Annotated in this window: 19 protein-coding genes and 1 tRNA gene; 7 read left to right on the top strand and 13 right to left on the bottom strand. The window is 61.8% G+C overall.

The genetic code is table 11. The features are described 5' to 3' along the window. Positions 1-3 precede the first annotated feature (3 nt). The 6 genes from nrdF to D8W71_RS14470 form a co-directional block, all read right to left on the bottom strand. Positions 4-1,005 carry a class 1b ribonucleoside-diphosphate reductase subunit beta gene (nrdF, locus tag D8W71_RS14495; RefSeq protein ID WP_121114253.1) on the bottom strand — a complete coding sequence of 334 codons (1,002 nt, stop codon included), beginning with the start codon at positions 1,003-1,005 and terminating at the stop codon, positions 4-6. Positions 1,006-1,053: 48 nt separating this feature from the next. Beyond that, entirely contained in the window at positions 1,054-3,216 is a 2,163-nt protein-coding gene (gene nrdE / locus D8W71_RS14490; protein ID WP_121114252.1) for a class 1b ribonucleoside-diphosphate reductase subunit alpha, read from the bottom strand. 36 nt (positions 3,217-3,252) lie between these two features. After that, positions 3,253-3,717 carry a class Ib ribonucleoside-diphosphate reductase assembly flavoprotein NrdI gene (nrdI, locus tag D8W71_RS14485; RefSeq protein WP_201265073.1) on the bottom strand — a complete coding sequence of 155 codons (465 nt, stop codon included), beginning with the start codon at positions 3,715-3,717 and terminating at the stop codon, positions 3,253-3,255. A gap of 23 nt (positions 3,718-3,740) precedes the next feature. Beyond that, positions 3,741-3,974 carry a glutaredoxin-like protein NrdH gene (gene nrdH / locus D8W71_RS14480; RefSeq protein WP_121114251.1) on the bottom strand — a complete coding sequence of 78 codons (234 nt, stop codon included), beginning with the start codon at positions 3,972-3,974 and terminating at the stop codon, positions 3,741-3,743. 556 nt (positions 3,975-4,530) lie between these two features. Then, on the bottom strand, positions 4,531-4,653 hold the full coding sequence (gene ykgO, locus D8W71_RS14475) for a type B 50S ribosomal protein L36 (protein WP_121114250.1): 123 nt from the start codon (positions 4,651-4,653) through the stop codon (positions 4,531-4,533). A 73-nt stretch (positions 4,654-4,726) separates the two neighbouring features. Then, a complete protein-coding gene (locus D8W71_RS14470) occupies positions 4,727-5,293 on the bottom strand; it encodes an NAD(P)H-dependent oxidoreductase (RefSeq protein ID WP_121114249.1) in 567 nt (188 codons plus the stop codon). Between the two features lie 114 nt (positions 5,294-5,407). Here D8W71_RS14470 and D8W71_RS14465 point away from each other — a divergent pair, with 114 nt between their 5' ends. Continuing rightward, entirely contained in the window at positions 5,408-5,989 is a 582-nt protein-coding gene (locus tag D8W71_RS14465) for a TetR/AcrR family transcriptional regulator (protein ID WP_442972051.1), read from the top strand. Here D8W71_RS14465 and D8W71_RS14460 read toward each other — a convergent pair. Beyond that, complete coding sequence (locus tag D8W71_RS14460) at positions 5,986-6,750, bottom strand: fructosamine kinase family protein (RefSeq protein ID WP_121114248.1); 765 nt, start codon at positions 6,748-6,750, stop codon at positions 5,986-5,988. The genes D8W71_RS14465 and D8W71_RS14460 overlap by 4 nt on opposite strands. Before the next feature lie 38 nt (positions 6,751-6,788). Between D8W71_RS14460 and nadE the strand changes: the two genes are divergently transcribed. Beyond that, on the top strand, positions 6,789-7,634 hold the full coding sequence (gene nadE, locus D8W71_RS14455; protein ID WP_121114247.1) for an ammonia-dependent NAD(+) synthetase: 846 nt from the start codon (positions 6,789-6,791) through the stop codon (positions 7,632-7,634). 37 nt (positions 7,635-7,671) lie between these two features. Here the strand turns inward: nadE and D8W71_RS14450 are convergent, their stop codons facing one another. Then, the gene (locus tag D8W71_RS14450) at positions 7,672-7,968 is read right to left on the bottom strand and encodes a MoaD/ThiS family protein (protein WP_201265072.1); all 297 of its coding nucleotides are present in this window, start codon (positions 7,966-7,968) and stop codon (positions 7,672-7,674) included. Beyond that, entirely contained in the window at positions 7,907-8,977 is a 1,071-nt protein-coding gene (gene moaA / locus D8W71_RS14445; protein WP_121114245.1) for a GTP 3',8-cyclase MoaA, read from the bottom strand. Before moaA ends, D8W71_RS14450 begins: the two co-directional genes overlap by 62 nt. Positions 8,978-9,100: 123 nt before the next feature. Here moaA and D8W71_RS14440 point away from each other — a divergent pair, with 123 nt between their 5' ends. Genes D8W71_RS14440 through D8W71_RS14430 form a run of 3 tightly spaced genes read left to right on the top strand, consistent with a single transcriptional unit; the run spans position 9,101 to position 11,800 of the window. Continuing rightward, positions 9,101-10,363, top strand: coding sequence for a molybdopterin molybdotransferase MoeA (locus tag D8W71_RS14440; RefSeq protein ID WP_201265071.1), 1,263 nt, complete (start codon positions 9,101-9,103; stop codon positions 10,361-10,363). Continuing rightward, on the top strand, positions 10,360-11,379 hold the full coding sequence (gene moaCB / locus D8W71_RS14435) for a bifunctional molybdenum cofactor biosynthesis protein MoaC/MoaB (RefSeq protein WP_121114244.1): 1,020 nt from the start codon (positions 10,360-10,362) through the stop codon (positions 11,377-11,379). Before D8W71_RS14440 ends, moaCB begins: the two co-directional genes overlap by 4 nt. A 7-nt stretch (positions 11,380-11,386) precedes the next feature. Continuing rightward, positions 11,387-11,800, top strand: a complete 414-nt coding sequence (locus D8W71_RS14430) for a molybdenum cofactor biosynthesis protein MoaE (RefSeq protein WP_121114243.1) — start codon at positions 11,387-11,389, stop codon at positions 11,798-11,800. A 7-nt stretch (positions 11,801-11,807) separates the two neighbouring features. On the opposite strand, the gene D8W71_RS14425 is transcribed toward D8W71_RS14430, so the two are convergent. Together D8W71_RS14425 and D8W71_RS14420 are read right to left on the bottom strand one after the other, a co-directional pair. Continuing rightward, positions 11,808-12,842: a CobW family GTP-binding protein gene (locus tag D8W71_RS14425; protein WP_121114242.1), complete on the bottom strand. Its 1,035-nt coding sequence runs from the start codon at positions 12,840-12,842 to the stop codon at positions 11,808-11,810. Between the two features lie 12 nt (positions 12,843-12,854). After that, on the bottom strand, positions 12,855-13,925 hold the full coding sequence (locus D8W71_RS14420; protein ID WP_121114241.1) for an N-acetylmuramoyl-L-alanine amidase: 1,071 nt from the start codon (positions 13,923-13,925) through the stop codon (positions 12,855-12,857). A gap of 271 nt (positions 13,926-14,196) precedes the next feature. Here D8W71_RS14420 and D8W71_RS14415 point away from each other — a divergent pair, with 271 nt between their 5' ends. Both D8W71_RS14415 and D8W71_RS14410 read left to right on the top strand, forming a co-directional pair. Then, positions 14,197-15,879: an FAD-dependent oxidoreductase gene (locus D8W71_RS14415; protein WP_121114240.1), complete on the top strand. Its 1,683-nt coding sequence runs from the start codon at positions 14,197-14,199 to the stop codon at positions 15,877-15,879. A 190-nt stretch (positions 15,880-16,069) separates the two neighbouring features. Further along, positions 16,070-16,417 (top strand): histone-like nucleoid-structuring protein Lsr2, encoded by a 348-nt coding sequence (locus D8W71_RS14410; protein ID WP_121114239.1) that lies wholly within the window; start codon positions 16,070-16,072, stop codon positions 16,415-16,417. Between the two features lie 73 nt (positions 16,418-16,490). Here the strand turns inward: D8W71_RS14410 and D8W71_RS14405 are convergent. Further along, positions 16,491-16,566, bottom strand: a tRNA-Ala gene (locus D8W71_RS14405). A 95-nt stretch (positions 16,567-16,661) separates the two neighbouring features. After that, positions 16,662-17,414 (bottom strand): DsbA family protein, encoded by a 753-nt coding sequence (locus D8W71_RS14400; RefSeq protein WP_121114238.1) that lies wholly within the window; start codon positions 17,412-17,414, stop codon positions 16,662-16,664. Between the last annotated feature and the right edge of the window lie 27 nt (positions 17,415-17,441).

The following is a 17,441-nucleotide window of genomic DNA, read 5'->3' as shown; positions in this document are numbered from 1 at the left end:
TGTTCAGAAGTCCCAGTCGTCGTCCTCGGTATTGACTGCCTTGCCGATGACGTACGAGGATCCCGACCCTGAGAAGAAGTCGTGGTTCTCGTCGGCATTGGGAGACAGTGCCGAGAGGATTGCCGGGTTCACGTCGGTCTCGTCCTTGGGGAACAAGCCTTCGTAGCCGAGGTTGTTGAGTGCCTTGTTCGCGTTGTAGCGCAAGAACTTCTTGACGTCCTCGGTGAGTCCGATTTCGTCGTAGAGGTCCTGGGTGTACTCGACCTCGTTGTCGTACAGCTCGAACAACAGCTCGAACGTGTAGTTCTTCAGCTCTTCGCGCTGTGCCTCGCTGACCTTCTCCAGGCCCTTCTGGTACTTGTATCCGATGTAGTACCCGTGCACGGCCTCATCGCGAATGATCAGACGAATGAGATCGGCCGTGTTGGTCAGCTTGGCCCGCGAGGACCAGTACATCGGCAGGTAGAAGCCGGAGTAGAACAGGAACGACTCCAGCAGGGTCGACGCCACCTTGCGCTTGAGCGGATCGTCACCCTTGTAGTAATCGAGGACGATCTCGGCTTTGCGCTGCAGGTTGACGTTCTCCTCCGACCAGCGGAACGCGTCGTCGATGTCGCGCGTCGAACTCAGGGTGGAGAAGATCGAGCTGTAGCTCTTGGCATGCACCGACTCCATGAACGCGATGTTCGTGTACACCGCTTCCTCGTGCGGTGTGATGGCGTCGGGAATGAGGCTGACCGCGCCGACTGTGCCCTGGATCGTGTCGAGCAGGGTCAGTCCCGTGAACACGCGCATCGTCAACTGCTTCTCGACGGCATTGAGGGTGCCCCACGAGGGAATGTCGTTGGATACAGGCACCTTCTCCGGAAGCCAGAAGTTGCTGGTGAGACGCTCCCAGACCTCGGAGTCCTTGTCGTCCTGAACGCGGTTCCAGTTGATGGCGGAGACGCGGTCGATCAGCTTGATCTTTGCCCCGTCCGCGGGCGAGTGCGGTGCAGCGGTCATGAGATGTCCTTGAATGAGTTCAGTTGGGAGTAGATCGGAGAGCGCCGCTCACAGCATGCACGAAACGCAACCCTCCACCTCGGTGCCTTCGAGAGCCATTTGACGCAGACGGATGTAGTAGAGCGTCTTGATGCCCTTGCGCCATGCGTAGATCTGCGCCTTGTTGATGTCACGTGTCGTCGCGGTGTCCTTGAAGAACAGCGTCAGCGACAGACCCTGGTCTACGTGCTGCGTTGCGGCGGCGTAGGTGTCGATGATCTTCTCGTACCCGATTTCGTACGCATCCTGGTAGTACTCGAGGTTGTCGTTGTCCAGGTACGGCGCCGGGTAGTAGACGCGTCCGATCTTGCCTTCTTTGCGGATCTCGATCTTCGACGCCACCGGGTGGATCGAGGAGGTCGAGTTGTTGATGTACGAGATCGAACCGGTCGGCGGAACGGCCTGCAGGTTCTGGTTGTAGATTCCGTGCTCCTGGACCGACGCCTTGAGCGTGGCCCAGTCAGCCTGCGTTGGGATGTGCACCCCGGCCGCGCTGAACAACGAAGCGACACGCGGTGTGCTCGGCTCCCACGTTTGATCGGTGTACTTGTCGAAGAACTCACCCGACGCGTACTTGGACTCGGGGAATCCCTTGAAATACGTTCCCCGGTCCTTGGCGAGCTGGTTCGACGCCTGAAGCGCATGGAACAGCACTGTGTAGAAATAGATGTTGGTGAAGTCGATGCCTTCGGTCGATCCGTAGTGAATGCGCTCGCGAGCAAGGTATCCGTGCAGGTTCATCTGACCGAGGCCGATGGCGTGAGAGTCGTTGTTGCCCTGCTCGATGGATGGAACCGAGTAGATGTGTGTTTGATCGGAGACGGCAGTCAGTCCACGAATCGCGACGGCAATGGTCTTGCCGAAGTCGGGCGAGTCCATCGTCTTCGCGATGTTGAGCGAACCGAGGTTGCAGGAGATGTCCTTGCCGACATGCGAGTAGGTGAGGTCGTCGTTGAACTCCGACGGTGTCGACACCTGCAGGATTTCCGAGCACAGGTTCGAGTGAGTGATCTTGCCCTTCACCGGGTTTGCCCGGTTCACGGTGTCCTCGAACATGATGTACGGGTAGCCCGACTCGAACTGCAACTCGGCGAGGGTCTGGAAGAACTCACGTGCCTTGATCTTCGTCTTACGGATCCGCTTGTCGTCGACCATCTCGTAGTACTTGTCCGAGACGTTGATGTCGGCGAACGGGACCCCGTAGATCCGTTCGACGTCGTACGGCGAGAACAGATACATGTCCTCGTTCTTCTTCGCCAGCTCGAACGTGATGTCCGGGATGACGATTCCGAGCGAGAGGGTCTTGATTCGGATCTTCTCGTCGGCGTTCTCGCGCTTGGTGTCGAGGAAACGGTAGACATCGGGGTGATGAGCGTGCAGGTACACCGCTCCCGCACCTTGACGAGCACCGAGCTGATTTGCGTACGAGAACGAGTCCTCGAGCAGTTTCATGATCGGAATGACGCCCGAGGACTGATTCTCGATGCGCTTGATGGGGGCACCGTGCTCACGAATGTTGCTCAGCAGCAACGCAACACCGCCACCGCGCTTGGACAGCTGCAGGGCCGAGTTGATGGAGCGACCGATGGACTCCATATTGTCCTCGATGCGCAGCAGGAAGCACGACACGGGTTCGCCGCGCTGCTTCTTACCGGAGTTGAGGAAGGTCGGAGTCGCCGGCTGGAAGCGTCCGGCGATGATCTCGTCCACGAGATCGGTAGCGAGTGCTTCGTCGCCCGCCGCGAGGGTCAGCGCAACCATGCACACACGATCCTCGAAGCGCTCGAGGTAACGCTTGCCGTCGAACGTCTTGAGAGTGTACGAGGTGTAGTACTTGAACGCGCCCAGGAACGTCGGGAACCGAAATTTCTTCGAGTACGCGTGGTTGATCAGAAACTTCACGAAGTCGCGCGAGTACTGGTTCAGAACCTCTGGCTCGTAGTAGTTCTCCTCGACCAAGTAGTCGAGTTTCTCGTCCAGGTCGTGGAAGAACACGGTGTTCTGGTTGACGTGCTGGAGAAAGTACTGGTTGGCCGCTTCGCGGTCTTTCTCGAACTGGATCTCGCCGTTCGGGCCGTACAGGTTGAGCATGGCGTTCAGCGCGTGATAGTCCAGATCACCGCCGGATCGAACGGAGTTGACAGGTTCTACCTCGGTGATGGTCGGTGCCACGGCTTTCGCTCCAGTTCCTCGTACGCTTCTGGTTACTTAATGTGTGTGCGCTGCTCGTCGCGACTCCCGCTCCCAGAAGTCCTCCAGACCCTCGCGGACCCGGGCGACATCTTCGGGAGTTCCCATCAGCTCGAATCTGTAGAGATACGGAACTGCGCACTTCTGTGAAATGACATCGCCTGCAAAGCAAAAGGAATCACCGAAATTGGTGTTGCCCGCAGCGATGACAGCCCTGATGAGGGACCGGTTGTGCTTCTGGTTGAGAAACTTGATTACTTGCTTGGGAACGTAGTTGGTGTCACGTCCAGCGAAAGTAGTTCCCCCGCCGTATGTGGGAAGTATCAACACATACGGCTGATCGACCAGGAAACTCGCTGGATCGCGTAGTGGGATACGACTCGCCGGCACATCGAGCTTGACGACGAATCTATGCGTGTTCTCGGACGCACTCGAGAAGTAGACCAACGGGTGCGTCGACTGCGGAGTGAGAGCAGAAGTCACGCGTGCTCATCTCCATCTTCTGTTCAAGCAACGCTGGCGGTGAGTGCCTTGATGCGATCGGGACGGAAACCCGACCAGTGGTCTTCACCGGCGACGACGACGGGCGCCTGCAGGTAGCCGAGCGCCATGACGTAATCGCGCGCCTCCGCATCCTGCGAGATGTCGATGACGTCGTACTCGATGCCCTCTTTGTCCAGGGCGCGGTAGGTGGCATTGCACTGAACGCAGGCGGGCTTGGTGTAAACGGTGATGCTCATGAGGGTTCCCTTCTCCCTACCGGCTGCGACCTACGAGTTCCGAGACTCTCGTGAGCGTTGCCCGGCTGTGACGTAGAGACCGGAACCGTCGGTTTTCACCTGTGTTCCGATGTGCGCTGCGTGGTTGATTCTCTTGCACGTTCCGACCCGAGCGGCGACCCGGATTCGAGCAGTACCTGGATGATCATCGGCGAGATTTCACCTGCTTTCAACCCGTTTTCGGGGCCGTCGGCTTGTGTCCTCTCGACTGCTCAGACACTACACCTTGTGTCCGACATATGCCTACAACACGAGATGTTGCGAACAACATCCGTGGTATTCGCTGGTCAGAGTCGTGCACACTCGAGAACGCGGTGGTCGCAACGGCGTGTCGCAGGTCACAGTCCATTCGTGTCGTGCGTCACATATAAGCCCTTGGGTAGCGGTGACCGATCACAGCAAGTCGACACGCCGATCAACCACGAGTGAAATAGTCGTCCACCCCCGAGATCGACGGCGTGCCCGAGACGCGAAAAGCCCCCGAGTCGATCGACTCGGGGGCTTTGGGCCGCTCGCCTCAGCGCTGTCGCGCTTTGAAACGTGGCTCCTTCTTGTTGATGACGAACACCGTGCCATGTCGACGCACAACCTGAGCGCCGGGCTTGTCCTTCAGGGATTTCAGAGAATTTCGTACTTTCATGCTTCGATGCTACATGAAAACGATTTCCATTTGCTATCGCCTGGATCACACCGCTTACGGCACACGAGCGAGCTCAGGCGCTGACGAGCTCGTCCGATGCCTTGACGAGTTCCGCGACGACGTTCGAAATATCGGCGGAGACCTCGACGTTCTCGCGTGGGTGCGCGGAGCCGAACTTGTCGATTGTGCCGCCGATAGTGAGCTCGACATCGTCGAGAACCTTGCCGCCGGCGATCCCGACGGCCTTGCGTGCGTCGTCATGAGCCCATTTCGCGCCGTTGCCACTGGGCGAGGCGCTGATGACTGCGACGGGCTTGCTGCTCACAGCGCCTGCACCGTACGGACGCGAGAGCCAGTCGATGGCGTTCTTGAGCACTGCGGGGATCGTGCCGTTGTATTCGGGTGTGACCAGCAAGAAGGCAGTGGCCTTCTCGGCAGCAGCACGCAGGTCGAGCGCAGCAGCGGGGACCTTGCCCTCGATGTCGATGTCCTCGTTGTAGAACGGGACCTCGGCGAGCGCGGGGTACACAACCGCCGTCGAGCCCTCCGGGGTGAGTGCGGCAGCGGTGTCGGCGATCTGCTTGTTCACGGAGTCGGCGCGGAGGCTTCCGACCAGTATCAGTACGTGTGCTTGCGACATGGCGAGTTCCTTAGAGTTCGAGTGACAGCCGGGGTCGACCAATTCTTACCATCCAAACGGACCGCGGTCCACTTTCATTCCTGAGCAGGTAGAGTGTCTGTTGTGACCGACTTCATGCTTCCCATCGCGGGCGAGGAGACCGAACGCTGCGATGCAGCTCGCAACCGCCGCCTGCTGCTGGACGCGGCGTCGGAACTGGTTGCCACCATCGGAGTCGACGCCGTCACGATGGACGGCCTTGCAGCCAAGGCGGGTGTGGGCAAGGGCACAGTTTTTCGGCGATTCGGCAGTCGATCGGGCCTGATGCAGGCGTTGCTCGACCACACCGAGAAAGAACTTCAACAAGCCTTCCTCTTCGGACCGCCGCCCCTCGGTCCGGGCGCCGACCCCATCGAGCGGCTCGTCGCTTTCGGACGTGCCCGCCTCGATCTGGTCGAAGTGCAGGGCGAAGTCATGCGCGCCGCAGAGAACTCACCCGAATTCCGGTACTCGGCGCCCGCGCACATGGTCAACCACACTCACGTCCTCACGTTGCTTCGTGCCGCGGGTGTCGAGGGCGACGTCGAACTGCTGGCGTACAACCTGCTCACCCCGCTCGAAGCCACGCTTGTTCTGCACCAGTTCCGCGACCTCGGTATGACCATGGAACGACTGGCCGACGGCTGGGAGTGCCTGATACGGCGGGCAACTCGCTAGAGCAGTCGTTCGACCGCGCGGGCGGCGCGGTGCAGCTCCGATCCGTAACTCGGCCCATGACCCGCGGCGTGGACGGCAAGCGGGTGCAGCTGGTGCAGCGGCACCCGTTCCTCCCATCCATCGCGGGGAGCTCGAGTCGCGCAGTAGCCCTGGAGAACCTCGGGGAGCAGCGGAAGACCGAAGAGGGCAAGCATCGCCAAGTCCGTTTCACGATGACCGCCGTGGGCTGCCGGGTCGATCATCACCGCTCCCCCGTGCGTCCAGACCACGTTCCCTGACCACAGATCGCCGTGGATTCGACTCGGCGGGTCGCCGTCGTCGAACGCTCCGTCACCCACCGCAGCGCAGACACGTTCGACGTCTGCGGCATCGCGTGCGGAGATGTTGCCCGCTTTCACAGCCAACCGCAGAAACGGCAGCACCCGCTCGGCAGCGTAGAACTCGCCCCACGAGTCGTATTCGACGCTCGACATCGGCCTCGATCCGATGAACATCTGCCCATCGAAACGGTCTGGCGGACAGCCGAATCGACGAGCACCTGCGTCGTGCATCACGGAAAGTTCGGACCCGAATCGGCGCGCGGCGCCGACTGTCGGCGAGGACGACGTGAGCCGAGCGAGATCGATACGGGTGGGCCCGACATCCACGACGTCGACGACCGTCGCACCCGCGTCTCGAAGCCAGGCCAATCCGGCGGCCTCCGCCGCGAAGAAGTCTGCGTGGGCCTGCGGATCGGTTTTGGAGAACAGGTCGTAGGACATTTCAAGCCCACTGTACGTGCGGCACATAAGATGGCCGGATGTCACTACTACGTTCGGAACTGCGCACACGCATACTGCGCGAGCTTGCGGTCCAGAGTTCGATCGACCCCGCTGCCGAGATCACCCGCCGCGTCGACTTCCTGAAGACCTACCTTCGGTCGACGCCCGCCACCGGGTTCGTCCTCGGCATCAGCGGTGGACAGGACAGCACTCTGACCGGCGCGCTGTGCCAGCGCGCCGCCGCCGAATTGCGCAGTGAAGGCGCCGAGGCGGAATTCCTCGCGGTCCGGCTTCCCTACGGCGTTCAGGCAGACGAGGACGACGCTGCGATCGCACTCGAGTTCATCGCTCCCGATCGGACGGTGACCGTGAACATCAAAGCCGCAGCCGACGCTTCGGCTGCGGCGACGGCCGACGCTCTGGGCACCGACGAAGTTCGAGACTTCGTGCGCGGCAACATCAAGGCCCGTCAACGCATGGTTGCGCAGTACGCCTTGGCCGGCGAACTGGGGTACGTGGTCGTCGGAACCGACCATGCCGCGGAGGCGATCACGGGATTCTTCACCAAGTTCGGCGACGGCGGCGTCGACATCACACCGCTCACCGGCCTCACCAAACGCCAAGGCGCCGCGCTACTCCGAGAGTTGCGGGCACCGGAGAGCACATGGAAGAAGGTGCCGACGGCCGACTTGGAGGACGACCGTCCGGCGCTCCCGGACGAGGAAGCACTCGGAGTAACCTACAGCCAGATCGACGACTACCTCGAGGGCAAGGAAGTGACCGACGACGTCGCCGACAAGCTCGAGCTCATGTATACGAACACGCGCCATAAGCGGGCGGTTCCAGTCACTCCGTTCGACGACTGGTGGACCACCGACAACTGAGCACTACGGAGAACTGAGTACTACCGAAATCTGAGTACTACCCACCGGCGAACGGCGGCAGGATGTCCACCCTGTCGCCGAGCGTCGTGCTCGGATCGCGGGTCAAGTTCTCCCCCACGAGAAATGCCGACACGCGCAGCACGTCCACGACTGCATCGCCGTGCCTGTGCAGCACTGCGGCTTTGAGCGCGGAAAGATCGCTGCCACGAGGCAGGTCGAACATCTCCTTCTCACAACCGGATGCGTCCGCGGCGCCTGCGAAATAACGAACCTCAACCACCGATCGCTCCCATACTCCTCGCCGGCGGTACGAAGTCCGCAGCGTCGATTTCATGGCCTGCCCATTTGTTCCACATCGCTCCGCGCCACAGGTCGGCGAGCTCGGCGTCGTTCGCGCCGCCGCGAAGCGCAGCGCGAAGATCCGTCTCCTCGTCACTGAACAGGCAGGAACGAACAGTGCCTTCGGCCGTGACGCGCGTGCGGTCACAGTCCGAGCAGAACGACCTGGTGACCGACGCGATGATCCCCACCGTGGCCGAGGTGCCGTCGACGGCCCACTCCTCTGCAGGCGCCGACGGGTCTGCTCGGCCGATCTCACGGAGGTCGAACCGGGCGGACAGGACGTCGAGGAGGCGTTGCGCGTCGAGCATGTTCGTACGCGCCCACTCCTGATCAGCGTCCAGGGGCATCTGCTCGATGAACCTGAGTGCAACACCCTCGCTCAAGCACCACTCCAACAGGTCCGCGGCCCCGTGCAACGTTTCGGGCATGAGCACGGCGTTGATCTTGACCGGTGACAGTCCCGCCCGCGTGGCCGCGCGAACCCCCGCCAGCACCGAGGGAAGACGATCCCGCCTGGTCAGCTCGGCGAAGTGCTCGCGATCGATCGTGTCGAGCGATACGTTCACCCTGCTGAGACCCGCAGCCACCAGCGCGTTAGCGCGGTGCTCCAGCCCGACCGCGTTGGTGGTCATGGCGAGCGGAATTCCCGGTGCAACGGTCGAGCAGAGGCGAAGAATGTCGGCGAGATCGGCCCGCATGAGCGGCTCCCCGCCGGTGAAGCGAACTTCCTCGACCCCGAGGCTGTGCACCGCCACCCCGACCACCCGCGCGATTTCCTGAGGGGTCAGCAGATCGGACGTCGGAATCGCGGGCAGTCCCTCTTCCGGCATGCAATACGTGCAGCGAAGCGAGCACTTCTCGGTAATGGACACGCGCAGGTCTCGTGCGACGCGACCGAACTTGTCGATAAGTACCGGAACGTCCGGGCGATCGTCGACCGCGATCGGCGAGATCCGGCTGATCGAGGGGATGCCGAGACCTACGATGCTGCTCGATGTCACGAACCCTCCTTCGACTCTTCGGTGATATGCACAACAACGAACTACGTTCCAGTATGCCGCCCATGGGAAATTCCGTGCGATCCGCCGAACATTGCGGCGTCACGGCGCGCATAGGATCGTGACATGACGAACCGATCTGCGGGGTCGAATCGAGCCGACAGCCCCGGCCTGGCAACGAAGGACCAGGGGCCGCGAACCCGACGCGCGGCGGCGTCGGTCGAGGAGCATCTCGAGCTCGTCACACGTCTACTGGAGCCGCTGCAGAACAGGCCGGCCGAGTCGGTGTCGGTGGCCGAGTCACTCGGACGCGTTGCACACTCCGACGTGCTGTCACCGGTGGACTTGCCGTTGTTTCGAAATTCGCAGATGGACGGCTATGCCGTTCTCGCAACAGACGTATCGACCGTGCCGGTGACACTGAAGGTGAGCGCCACGGTGCCCGCCGGTCCGTACGAGGAGATCCGGCTGGACGTCGGCTCAGCGGTCAAGATCATGACCGGGGCGCCGATCCCGCAGAACGCCGACGCAGTGGTACCCGTCGAGAACACAACGGCGGACGGCGGCTACGTCACCGTCGACGTTTCGCGCGCAGCAGGCGACTACATTCGCGAGCAAGGAAGCGACATCACCGCCGGGACCCTGCTGATCCGTGCCGGACAAATGTTGGAGCCCCGTCATATCGCGGTGCTCGCGGCAGTCGGTTTGTCCCAGGTCGATGTTCGACGCAGACCGAAGGTCGCGGTCATCACCACCGGAGCCGAGCTCGTCGATGCTGGGTCACAGCTGCGGCCGGGACAGATCTACGATTCCAACGGCGTCACGTTGGCGGCGCACCTCACGGCCAACGGTGCCGATGTCGTTGCCGTGAATCGCAGTTCCGACGATGCGGACGAGTTCCGCCGAATACTGCGCGAGTCCACCGCTGTAGCCGAACTCGTGATCACGTCCGGTGGGGTGTCGATGGGAGACTTCGAAGTGGTCAAGGACGTACTCGAACCCCTGGGCGGGCAATTCGGATCCGTGCGCATGCAGCCCGGTGGCCCACAGGGAACGGCAACGATCGACGGCGTTCCCGTTCTCGACTTTCCAGGTAACCCGGTGAGTACCGTCGTCTCGTTTCTCATGTTCGCGCGGGCCGCTCTTCGCCAGGCAGCCGGTTTGCCACCTATCTCCGCCCGCAGCGCGCCCTTGGCGCACTCCATAACCTCCGTCGCAGGCAAGCGGCAACTTCTCCGAGGAAGGCTGGGCAGCGCAGGCGTCGAGCTGATCGCCGGGCCCGGTTCACATCTCGTGGCCGCCATGGCATGGGCGGATGTCTTGGTCGACGTTCCGGAAGAGGCGACATCGCTGGATGCCGGCACCGACGTAAGGGTGATCCCGCTATGAGCGATCGCACCGTCCCAGCAGAATCGCACACTCGGTTCTCACACCTCGACTCCGAAGGACGTGCGCGGATGGTGGACGTCTCGCACAAAGCCGACACCGCGCGAATTGCCGTTGCAACAGGCGAATTCGCGACGACGGCCGAGGTGATCGCATTGGTGCGAGCAGACGGGATGCCCAAAGCCGATGTCCTGGCCACGGCGAGAATTGCAGGCATCACAGGCGCAAAGAAGACCTCGGAACTGATCCCGTTGTGTCACCAGCTGGCTTTGTCGAAGGTCGATGTGGTGTTCGGATTCACCGAGACCACCATCACCGTGGAAGCGACGGCCAAGACCACCGGTCCGACCGGAGTCGAGATGGAGGCGCTGACGGCGGTCGCGATTGCCGGACTCACGTTGCACGACATGGTGAAAGCGGTCGACCCTGCCGCGACCATGAACGGTGTGCGACTCGTGCGCAAGGACGGAGGCAAACGCGGCCGGTGGTCGCGCGAGCCTGACATGCACGTGGACAACACCACCGGGGACCGAACGGCCGCAGTTCTCGTCGCATCGACCGGTGGCGCCCGTGGCACACGGGAGGACACGACGGGTCCTCGTATCGCGCAATGGTTGACCGACCGAGGCTTCGTGGTGCGCGGTCCACTCGTGTACGCCGACGCCGACATCGCAGACGGGCTCCGTGACGCCTTGGCCGGCGGGCCGTCCTTGGTCGTCAGTACAGGGGGAACCGGTGTCTCCCCCACCGACGCGACACCGGAAGCGACGCGGTCGATACTCGACCGCGAACTGCCTGGCATCGCCGACGCGATCCGCCTCGAAGGAGCCAAAGTGACGCCACACGCGAGCCTGAGTCGCGGATTGACCGGCGTCGCCGGTCGTACCGTGGTAGTCAATCTCCCCGGTTCCCCCGGCGGAGTGAAAGATGGACTGTCGGTGCTGGCTCCGATCCTCGACCATCTGCTCGCGCAGGTTGCGGGAGACGGACTGCACGAAGAAGCCGAAGTGGAGAAGTGAGCACACGATGACGGACATACTCGCCCGGATCGACGGCGAACCCTTGGACACGTCTGCAGTCGAGCGCGCCGTCTCCGGGCCCGCGAACGGCGCAGTCGTGATCTTCAATGGCGTGGTGCGCGATCACGACGGCGGACAAGCGGTTTCCGCGCTCGAGTACCAAGCACACCCCGATGCCGAGCGGTTCCTCGAGCAGTGTTGCGCCGAGGTCTCCGCCGAATCGGGACTTCCCGTGGCCGCCGTACACCGCGTCGGTAGCTTGACCGTCGGCGACCTTGCTCTCGTCGCGGCCGTCGCGTCACCGCATCGCGCCGAGGCATTCGCGACGTGCGCTGTGCTCGTCGAACGCATCAAGAAAGAGGTCCCGATCTGGAAGCGCCAGCACTTTGCATCCGGCGCGTCGGAATGGGTCGGACTGTAGAAAGCGCTCAGCTGTAGCGGTGCACAGGCAGCATCGCCGACTCGTCGATCGGATCACCGGAACGTCGAACACAGTCGAGCAGCCTGATCTGGATGAGCTCTTCGTCGATGTCGGTTCCGATGGACACGATGGAAGTGGCGGGGATCTCTCCGGCGTCCCAGGACGCGGGCTGCAGGCTTATATGCCTGCCCACTGTGTTCAGCACGTACTTTCCATCGAATCCGTCGATTCCGAAATGGACGAACCCCTTGATCCGATAGACCTCGCCTGCAGGGTTCTCCAGCATGTCGACGAACCTTCTCGGATCCAGAGGTTCCTGACTTTCGAAGCTCGTCGCGGAGTACCCGGCGTGAATGTGTCGCGCGTGATCGTCGTCTTCGTACAGCAATTCGTCCAGTGACATCTGACGCGCTTCGGTGAGATTCTCGACCCGCTTGGGAACGTCGAACAACAACTCCGCATCGACCCGGCCGCGCTCGGTGGTCAGTATCGGAGTGTCGTCCACCAGCGCACGCACCGTGGTTCGAACGGAGTCGAGGTCGGAAGATTCGAGCAGATCGGATTTGTTCAACACGACAAGATCTGCGAGCTGAACGTGCTGATCGATCTCGGGGTGTTTCGACCGGGTGGCATCGAATTCGACCGCATCGATCATTCCCACGAGACCTCCGTAGTAGATTCTCGGGTTCTCGCTACCCAGCACCATTCGGATCAAGTTCCTGGGTTCGGCGAGTCCACTCGCCTCGACGACGACAACGTCGATGTTCGACGTGCTTCCGGCGAGCACATCGAACATCGAGTCCATGTCGCTGGCGTCGACCGCACAGCACAGGCAGCCGTTGCCGAGTGAGACCACCTCGTCGATCTGCCCTGCGACCATCATCGAATCGATGTTGATCGACCCGAAATCGTTGACCACCACGCCTATTCGGATACCCCGATTGTTTCGAAGCAGGTGGTTGAGCAGAGTCGTCTTACCCGACCCCAGGAAACCGGAGATCAATACGACGGGAATCGATCGGTGCTCTCGTGCTGCTGCCACGCAGCGAGGGTACTAGGAGGCCAGCAACTGTTTGAGTAGTCCCTGTGCGACATTCGACACCGACCGAACGCGGTCCTCCGTCACAAGATCCGACAGTCCGCCGACACCGACCGCCTCGACGTAGGGCGAGATGCCCGACAGCAACCGAGACAACGCGTTGCCGCCGGACTTGGCCGGCGCTGACGCTGTAGCGGCCGGAGCGGACGCCGTAATTGCCGGAGTGGATGCTGTCTCACCCGGGTCGGTCGAGGAGTCGGACTGCACATCCTCCTCGGTCGCCGTAACGGTGGTGTCCGGCCCGAGCAGGTAGTCGATGATGCCGGTGGAGAGAGCTATCGCATGCTGGAGCTGACCTTCCGGGCTTTCGAGCACCGCAGCGTCGTCTGGATTCGATCCGTTCCCCATTTCCACGAACACGAGAGGCACGCCGGTCAGCGCCGGACCTGCCACGTCCGAGCGTTCCTGCAGACCTTCTTCGACGCCCGCGTAGTTGGCTGGGGTGAACCCCGCACGCTGGTAGGCGTCCCGCATCAGCGTCGACGCAGATCGGCCGCCTTCGGACTGCGCTGCGTTCGCCGCGGCGTCGGGGATCGGGAGCGTCGGGATGATCAGGTGGAATCCGTGCTTGTCGGTGTCGGCACCCGCCGACGTCGAGTCCGCATGGATACTCACGGCAACATCTGCCCCCGACTCCGTCGCCGCTCGTGCGCGGTCGTCGACGCATCCACCCCATCCCGAGTCGTCGGCTCGCGAGGTGACGACGGTGGCGCCCAGACTCTCGAGGCTCGATTCGACGAGCTGCGACACCTTCCAGTTGATCGTGTGCTCGGCGACCCCGTCGAGGGTCGTCATTCCGGTGGTTTGACAGTTCTTGGTGCCGCCTCGACCGTCGTCGACCTGGGCATTCAGATCCTCGGAATGTCCAGTTCCTTGATGCCCCGGGTCGAGAAACACGGTTTTGGCGGACAGCTCACTTCCGTTCGCCGCCGTCTCGGCGGGCGCGGCAAGGGCTGTCGCCGGCAACGAGAGCGATACCGCGAGGGCTCCGGCAACCAACGCGCCGAAGGCAACTGATCTGTTCATCTACGGTGTTGGGCGCACCCACGTATCGGTCGGGCGGGCCGCTCCCCTTCCACATAGGTCTTCACGCGGCCCGCTGACCCCAACGGGCGGCAGGTCACACAGGCACCAACAGTCACATCAGCAACCAGTGAAGCAGAGAACGGTCCGAGTCACCACACGCAGCACAGTCGATAGTGAATCGTGAGCGCGCCGTGACCGAACCGTTGCACACCGTACGAAATCGACTTCCCGATCCCAGTCCCTGCCGCCCCGACGAGCGGTAGAACAGGTTATGACGTATTTGATTCTGCAGTCGTGTTGCAACGATGCGTCCTGCACGGAGGTCTGTCCCGTCGATTGCATTCACCCCACTCCCGACGAACCGCAGTTCATGAGCGCGGAGATGTTGCACATAGACCCGGATACCTGCATCGACTGCGGTGCATGTGTAGACGAGTGCCCAGTGGATGCCATTCGAGCAGATCACGAAGTAGGTGCGGGCCAGGACATCTACTTCGAACTCAATGCCGGCTACTTCGCTGACAATCCTCGCATCGGACCCGACTATTCGGATAACGGCCCGAGCAACGCCGGGTTCGATTTCAGCGGAACCCGGGTCGCAATCGTGGGAACTGGGCCTGCTGCGTTCTACACCGCACTAGAACTTGCGGCGGTACGCGGAATCGAGATCGATATGTACGACCGTGACACCACGCCGTACGGTCTCGTGCGTAGCGGAGTCGCACCGGATCATCCGACCACGAAGACCATCGCCGACGTGTTTCGAGCGGTCGCCGGAAAGAACTCCGTGCGTGTTCATCTTGGAGTCGAGATCGGCCGCGACGTCACACATGACGACCTGATGGAATACCACGATGCAGTCGTCTACGCGACTGGCGCGTCGGGAGCCAGGACGCTCGACATTCCGGGTGAGGACTTGCCGGGAAGTCACGCTGCGACAGAATTCGTCGGCTGGTACAACGGGCACCCCGATTTCCGACATCTCACGTTCGATCTGTCGTCACCTCGCGCAGTGGTAATCGGCAACGGCAACGTTGCGCTGGATGTCGCGCGAATCCTCACCACCGATCCGGAGACGCTGGCGCAGACCGATATTGCAGACCATGCACTGGAAACGCTGCGTAACAGCAGAATTCGCGAAGTTGTGGTGATCGGCAGGAGGGGCCCAGCTCAAGCTCGGTTCACAATGCCCGAGCTCGTCGAATTGTCCTCCCTGTCCGGAGTGGAACTGGTGTCGCTTCCGAACGAAGTCAACGCCGACGAAGACTCAGCGGCCGAATTGGGAGTCGAAGCCACCGCCAAGCTGGCTCTGATTCGCCGATCTGCCGAGCGGACACCGAGCAACGTCGACACCGATTCCGACAGCCGGAGGATCGTCCTGCGGTTCCATTTGTCGCCCGTAGCCATTCGCGGCGACGGAGCCGCCACGGGCATCGAGCTGGCTCGGACCGCGTCGATAGACGACGGGGGCGACACTGTCGGGGCAGAATCCACCGTGAGCGGCGAGACGATCGACTCCACTCTGATCGTGCGTTCGGTGGGGTACCGAGGACTCGAAATTCCCGGCGTGCCGTTCGACGACGGCCGCGGCGTGATACCGAATGTGGCAGGCAGGGTGGTCAACGACGTCCACGACGTAGTTTCAGGAGTGTATGCGGCCGGCTGGATCAAACGAGGCCCGAGCGGAGTGATCGGAAGTAACCGAAAGTGCGCAACGGACACGGTTCGCGCACTCCTCGACGACATTGCGACCGGCCGGATTCCTCGCGCACACCCCGGGCGGGACGAGCTCGACGCCTTCATAGCCGCACACGCGCCCTCTACGATCGACTTTTCCGAGTGGACCGTCGTGGATGCGGCAGAAATCGCTGCCGGAGCGCCGTCGGGAAGACCGCGGATCAAGTTCGTCGACCCAGATGCCATACGTGAGGTTGCGCGCCAGCGCGAAAGCTGATCGTTATCGATTCGCAATTGTTTTACCGTCGCGGTCTATGCTTTCGTCGATTACGGAGAAACAATGGTTACCGGAAATCGCTTACCTCTACCCACCCAGGCCACATGCGTGGATAATTATCGATGGTCGTCGTATAGTCGCCAGCAGTTGGATGCGCACGCAGCCCAAATGATCATTGGAGAACTGAGGAATGGCCAAGAAAGTTTACGTCCAACTTGTCGATGATATCGATGACAGGCCCATCGATTCCGGAGGCGAACACATCACCTTTTCGGTGAATGGTGCAAGCTACGAAATCGACCTCAGCGACAAGAACGCCAAAGAATTCCATCGCAAACTGAACTACTACATCGAGCACTCCGCTCGCGTCGGTGGCAAACGACCCAAGAAGTCCGCATCTTCGGTCGCGCCGGCATCGAAGCGTGACGCGAATCAGACCAAAGCGATCCGAGAATGGGCCAAGTCGAATGGGTACACCATTTCCGCCCGCGGTCGAATTCCAGCCGATGTGGAGCACGCTTTCGATGCAGCGCACTGACCTATCCGGCTGCGCGAAATAGCGTGAACGCACAAAGGGAATCACCTCGCGGTGATTCCCTTTGATCGTTACATGGTGGAGCTAAGGGGACTCGAACCCCTGACCCCCACACTGCCAGTGTGGTGCGCTACCAGCTGCGCCATAGCCCCGTACTTCACTCCCGCGTAACCACGCGGTTGCTTTGACGAAGTTACACCATCGCCGCTTGCAGCTACAAATCCGCTGGTCCCGCAGGGCCACAAGCTCAGGCGATCGACTGGACCCATTCCGAATTGCCGAGCGCGTCCACGAGTTCACCGTCGACGAGGACGCCTGGTGTGCCGGCTGCGCCGGCTGCCGCCAATGCTGCGCGGGCGGTGTCCGCGTCCGCAGCAGCTGCTGCGGATCGCTCCCCGGACGTTATGCACTCGGCCGCAGAGCTGTTGGCGCCGCTCTGCGTTGCCATGTCCGCCAGTTCGGCGTCGGTGTGGTCGGTGTCCGAATTCTCCTCAGGTTGGAACTCGGCGGAGAACAGCGTTGCGTGAAATGCGGAATACACAACGGCATTCGATGATGCGGCAACGCAGTGCGACGCAGCGACGGCTCGGCTCGAGTAATCCCCGCTGGCGGACGCCTGATTCAGTTGGGGCAGCACGACCATGTGGTACCGCAACGAGATCGTTCCCTCGTCGATCTTCTGAGCGAGCTCTTGGCCGTGCTTGACCTCGAGTTGCCCGCAGAACGGGCACATCGGATCCTCGAAGATGTCGACCGTCCGCCCAGCCCCAGGGACGCCGAGCTGTACTACGCCGTCGTCGAGGACGGCAAGTTCGACAGCCGAGTTCGAGACCGAGCCGTAACCGTCGTTCCGAGGCTCGTCTCCGCCTCGCTGCCACAGGATCGCAACGGTCACGACGACGATCACGACGACGACGGCAATTCCCGCCAGAACGTAGGTGAAAGTATTCGAGGTCGGCTGCGGTGTGTACTTCGCACCGGAGGTTCTCTTTTCGCTCACGCACTCATGATACGAAAGCACCGTTGC

The sequence above is a fragment of the Rhodococcus sp. P1Y genome (genome assembly GCF_003641205.1).
GTDB lineage: Bacteria > Actinomycetota > Actinomycetes > Mycobacteriales > Mycobacteriaceae > Rhodococcoides.
Note: the sequence above shows the minus strand (reverse complement) of the source record. Positions and strands in the feature narration are given on the sequence as shown.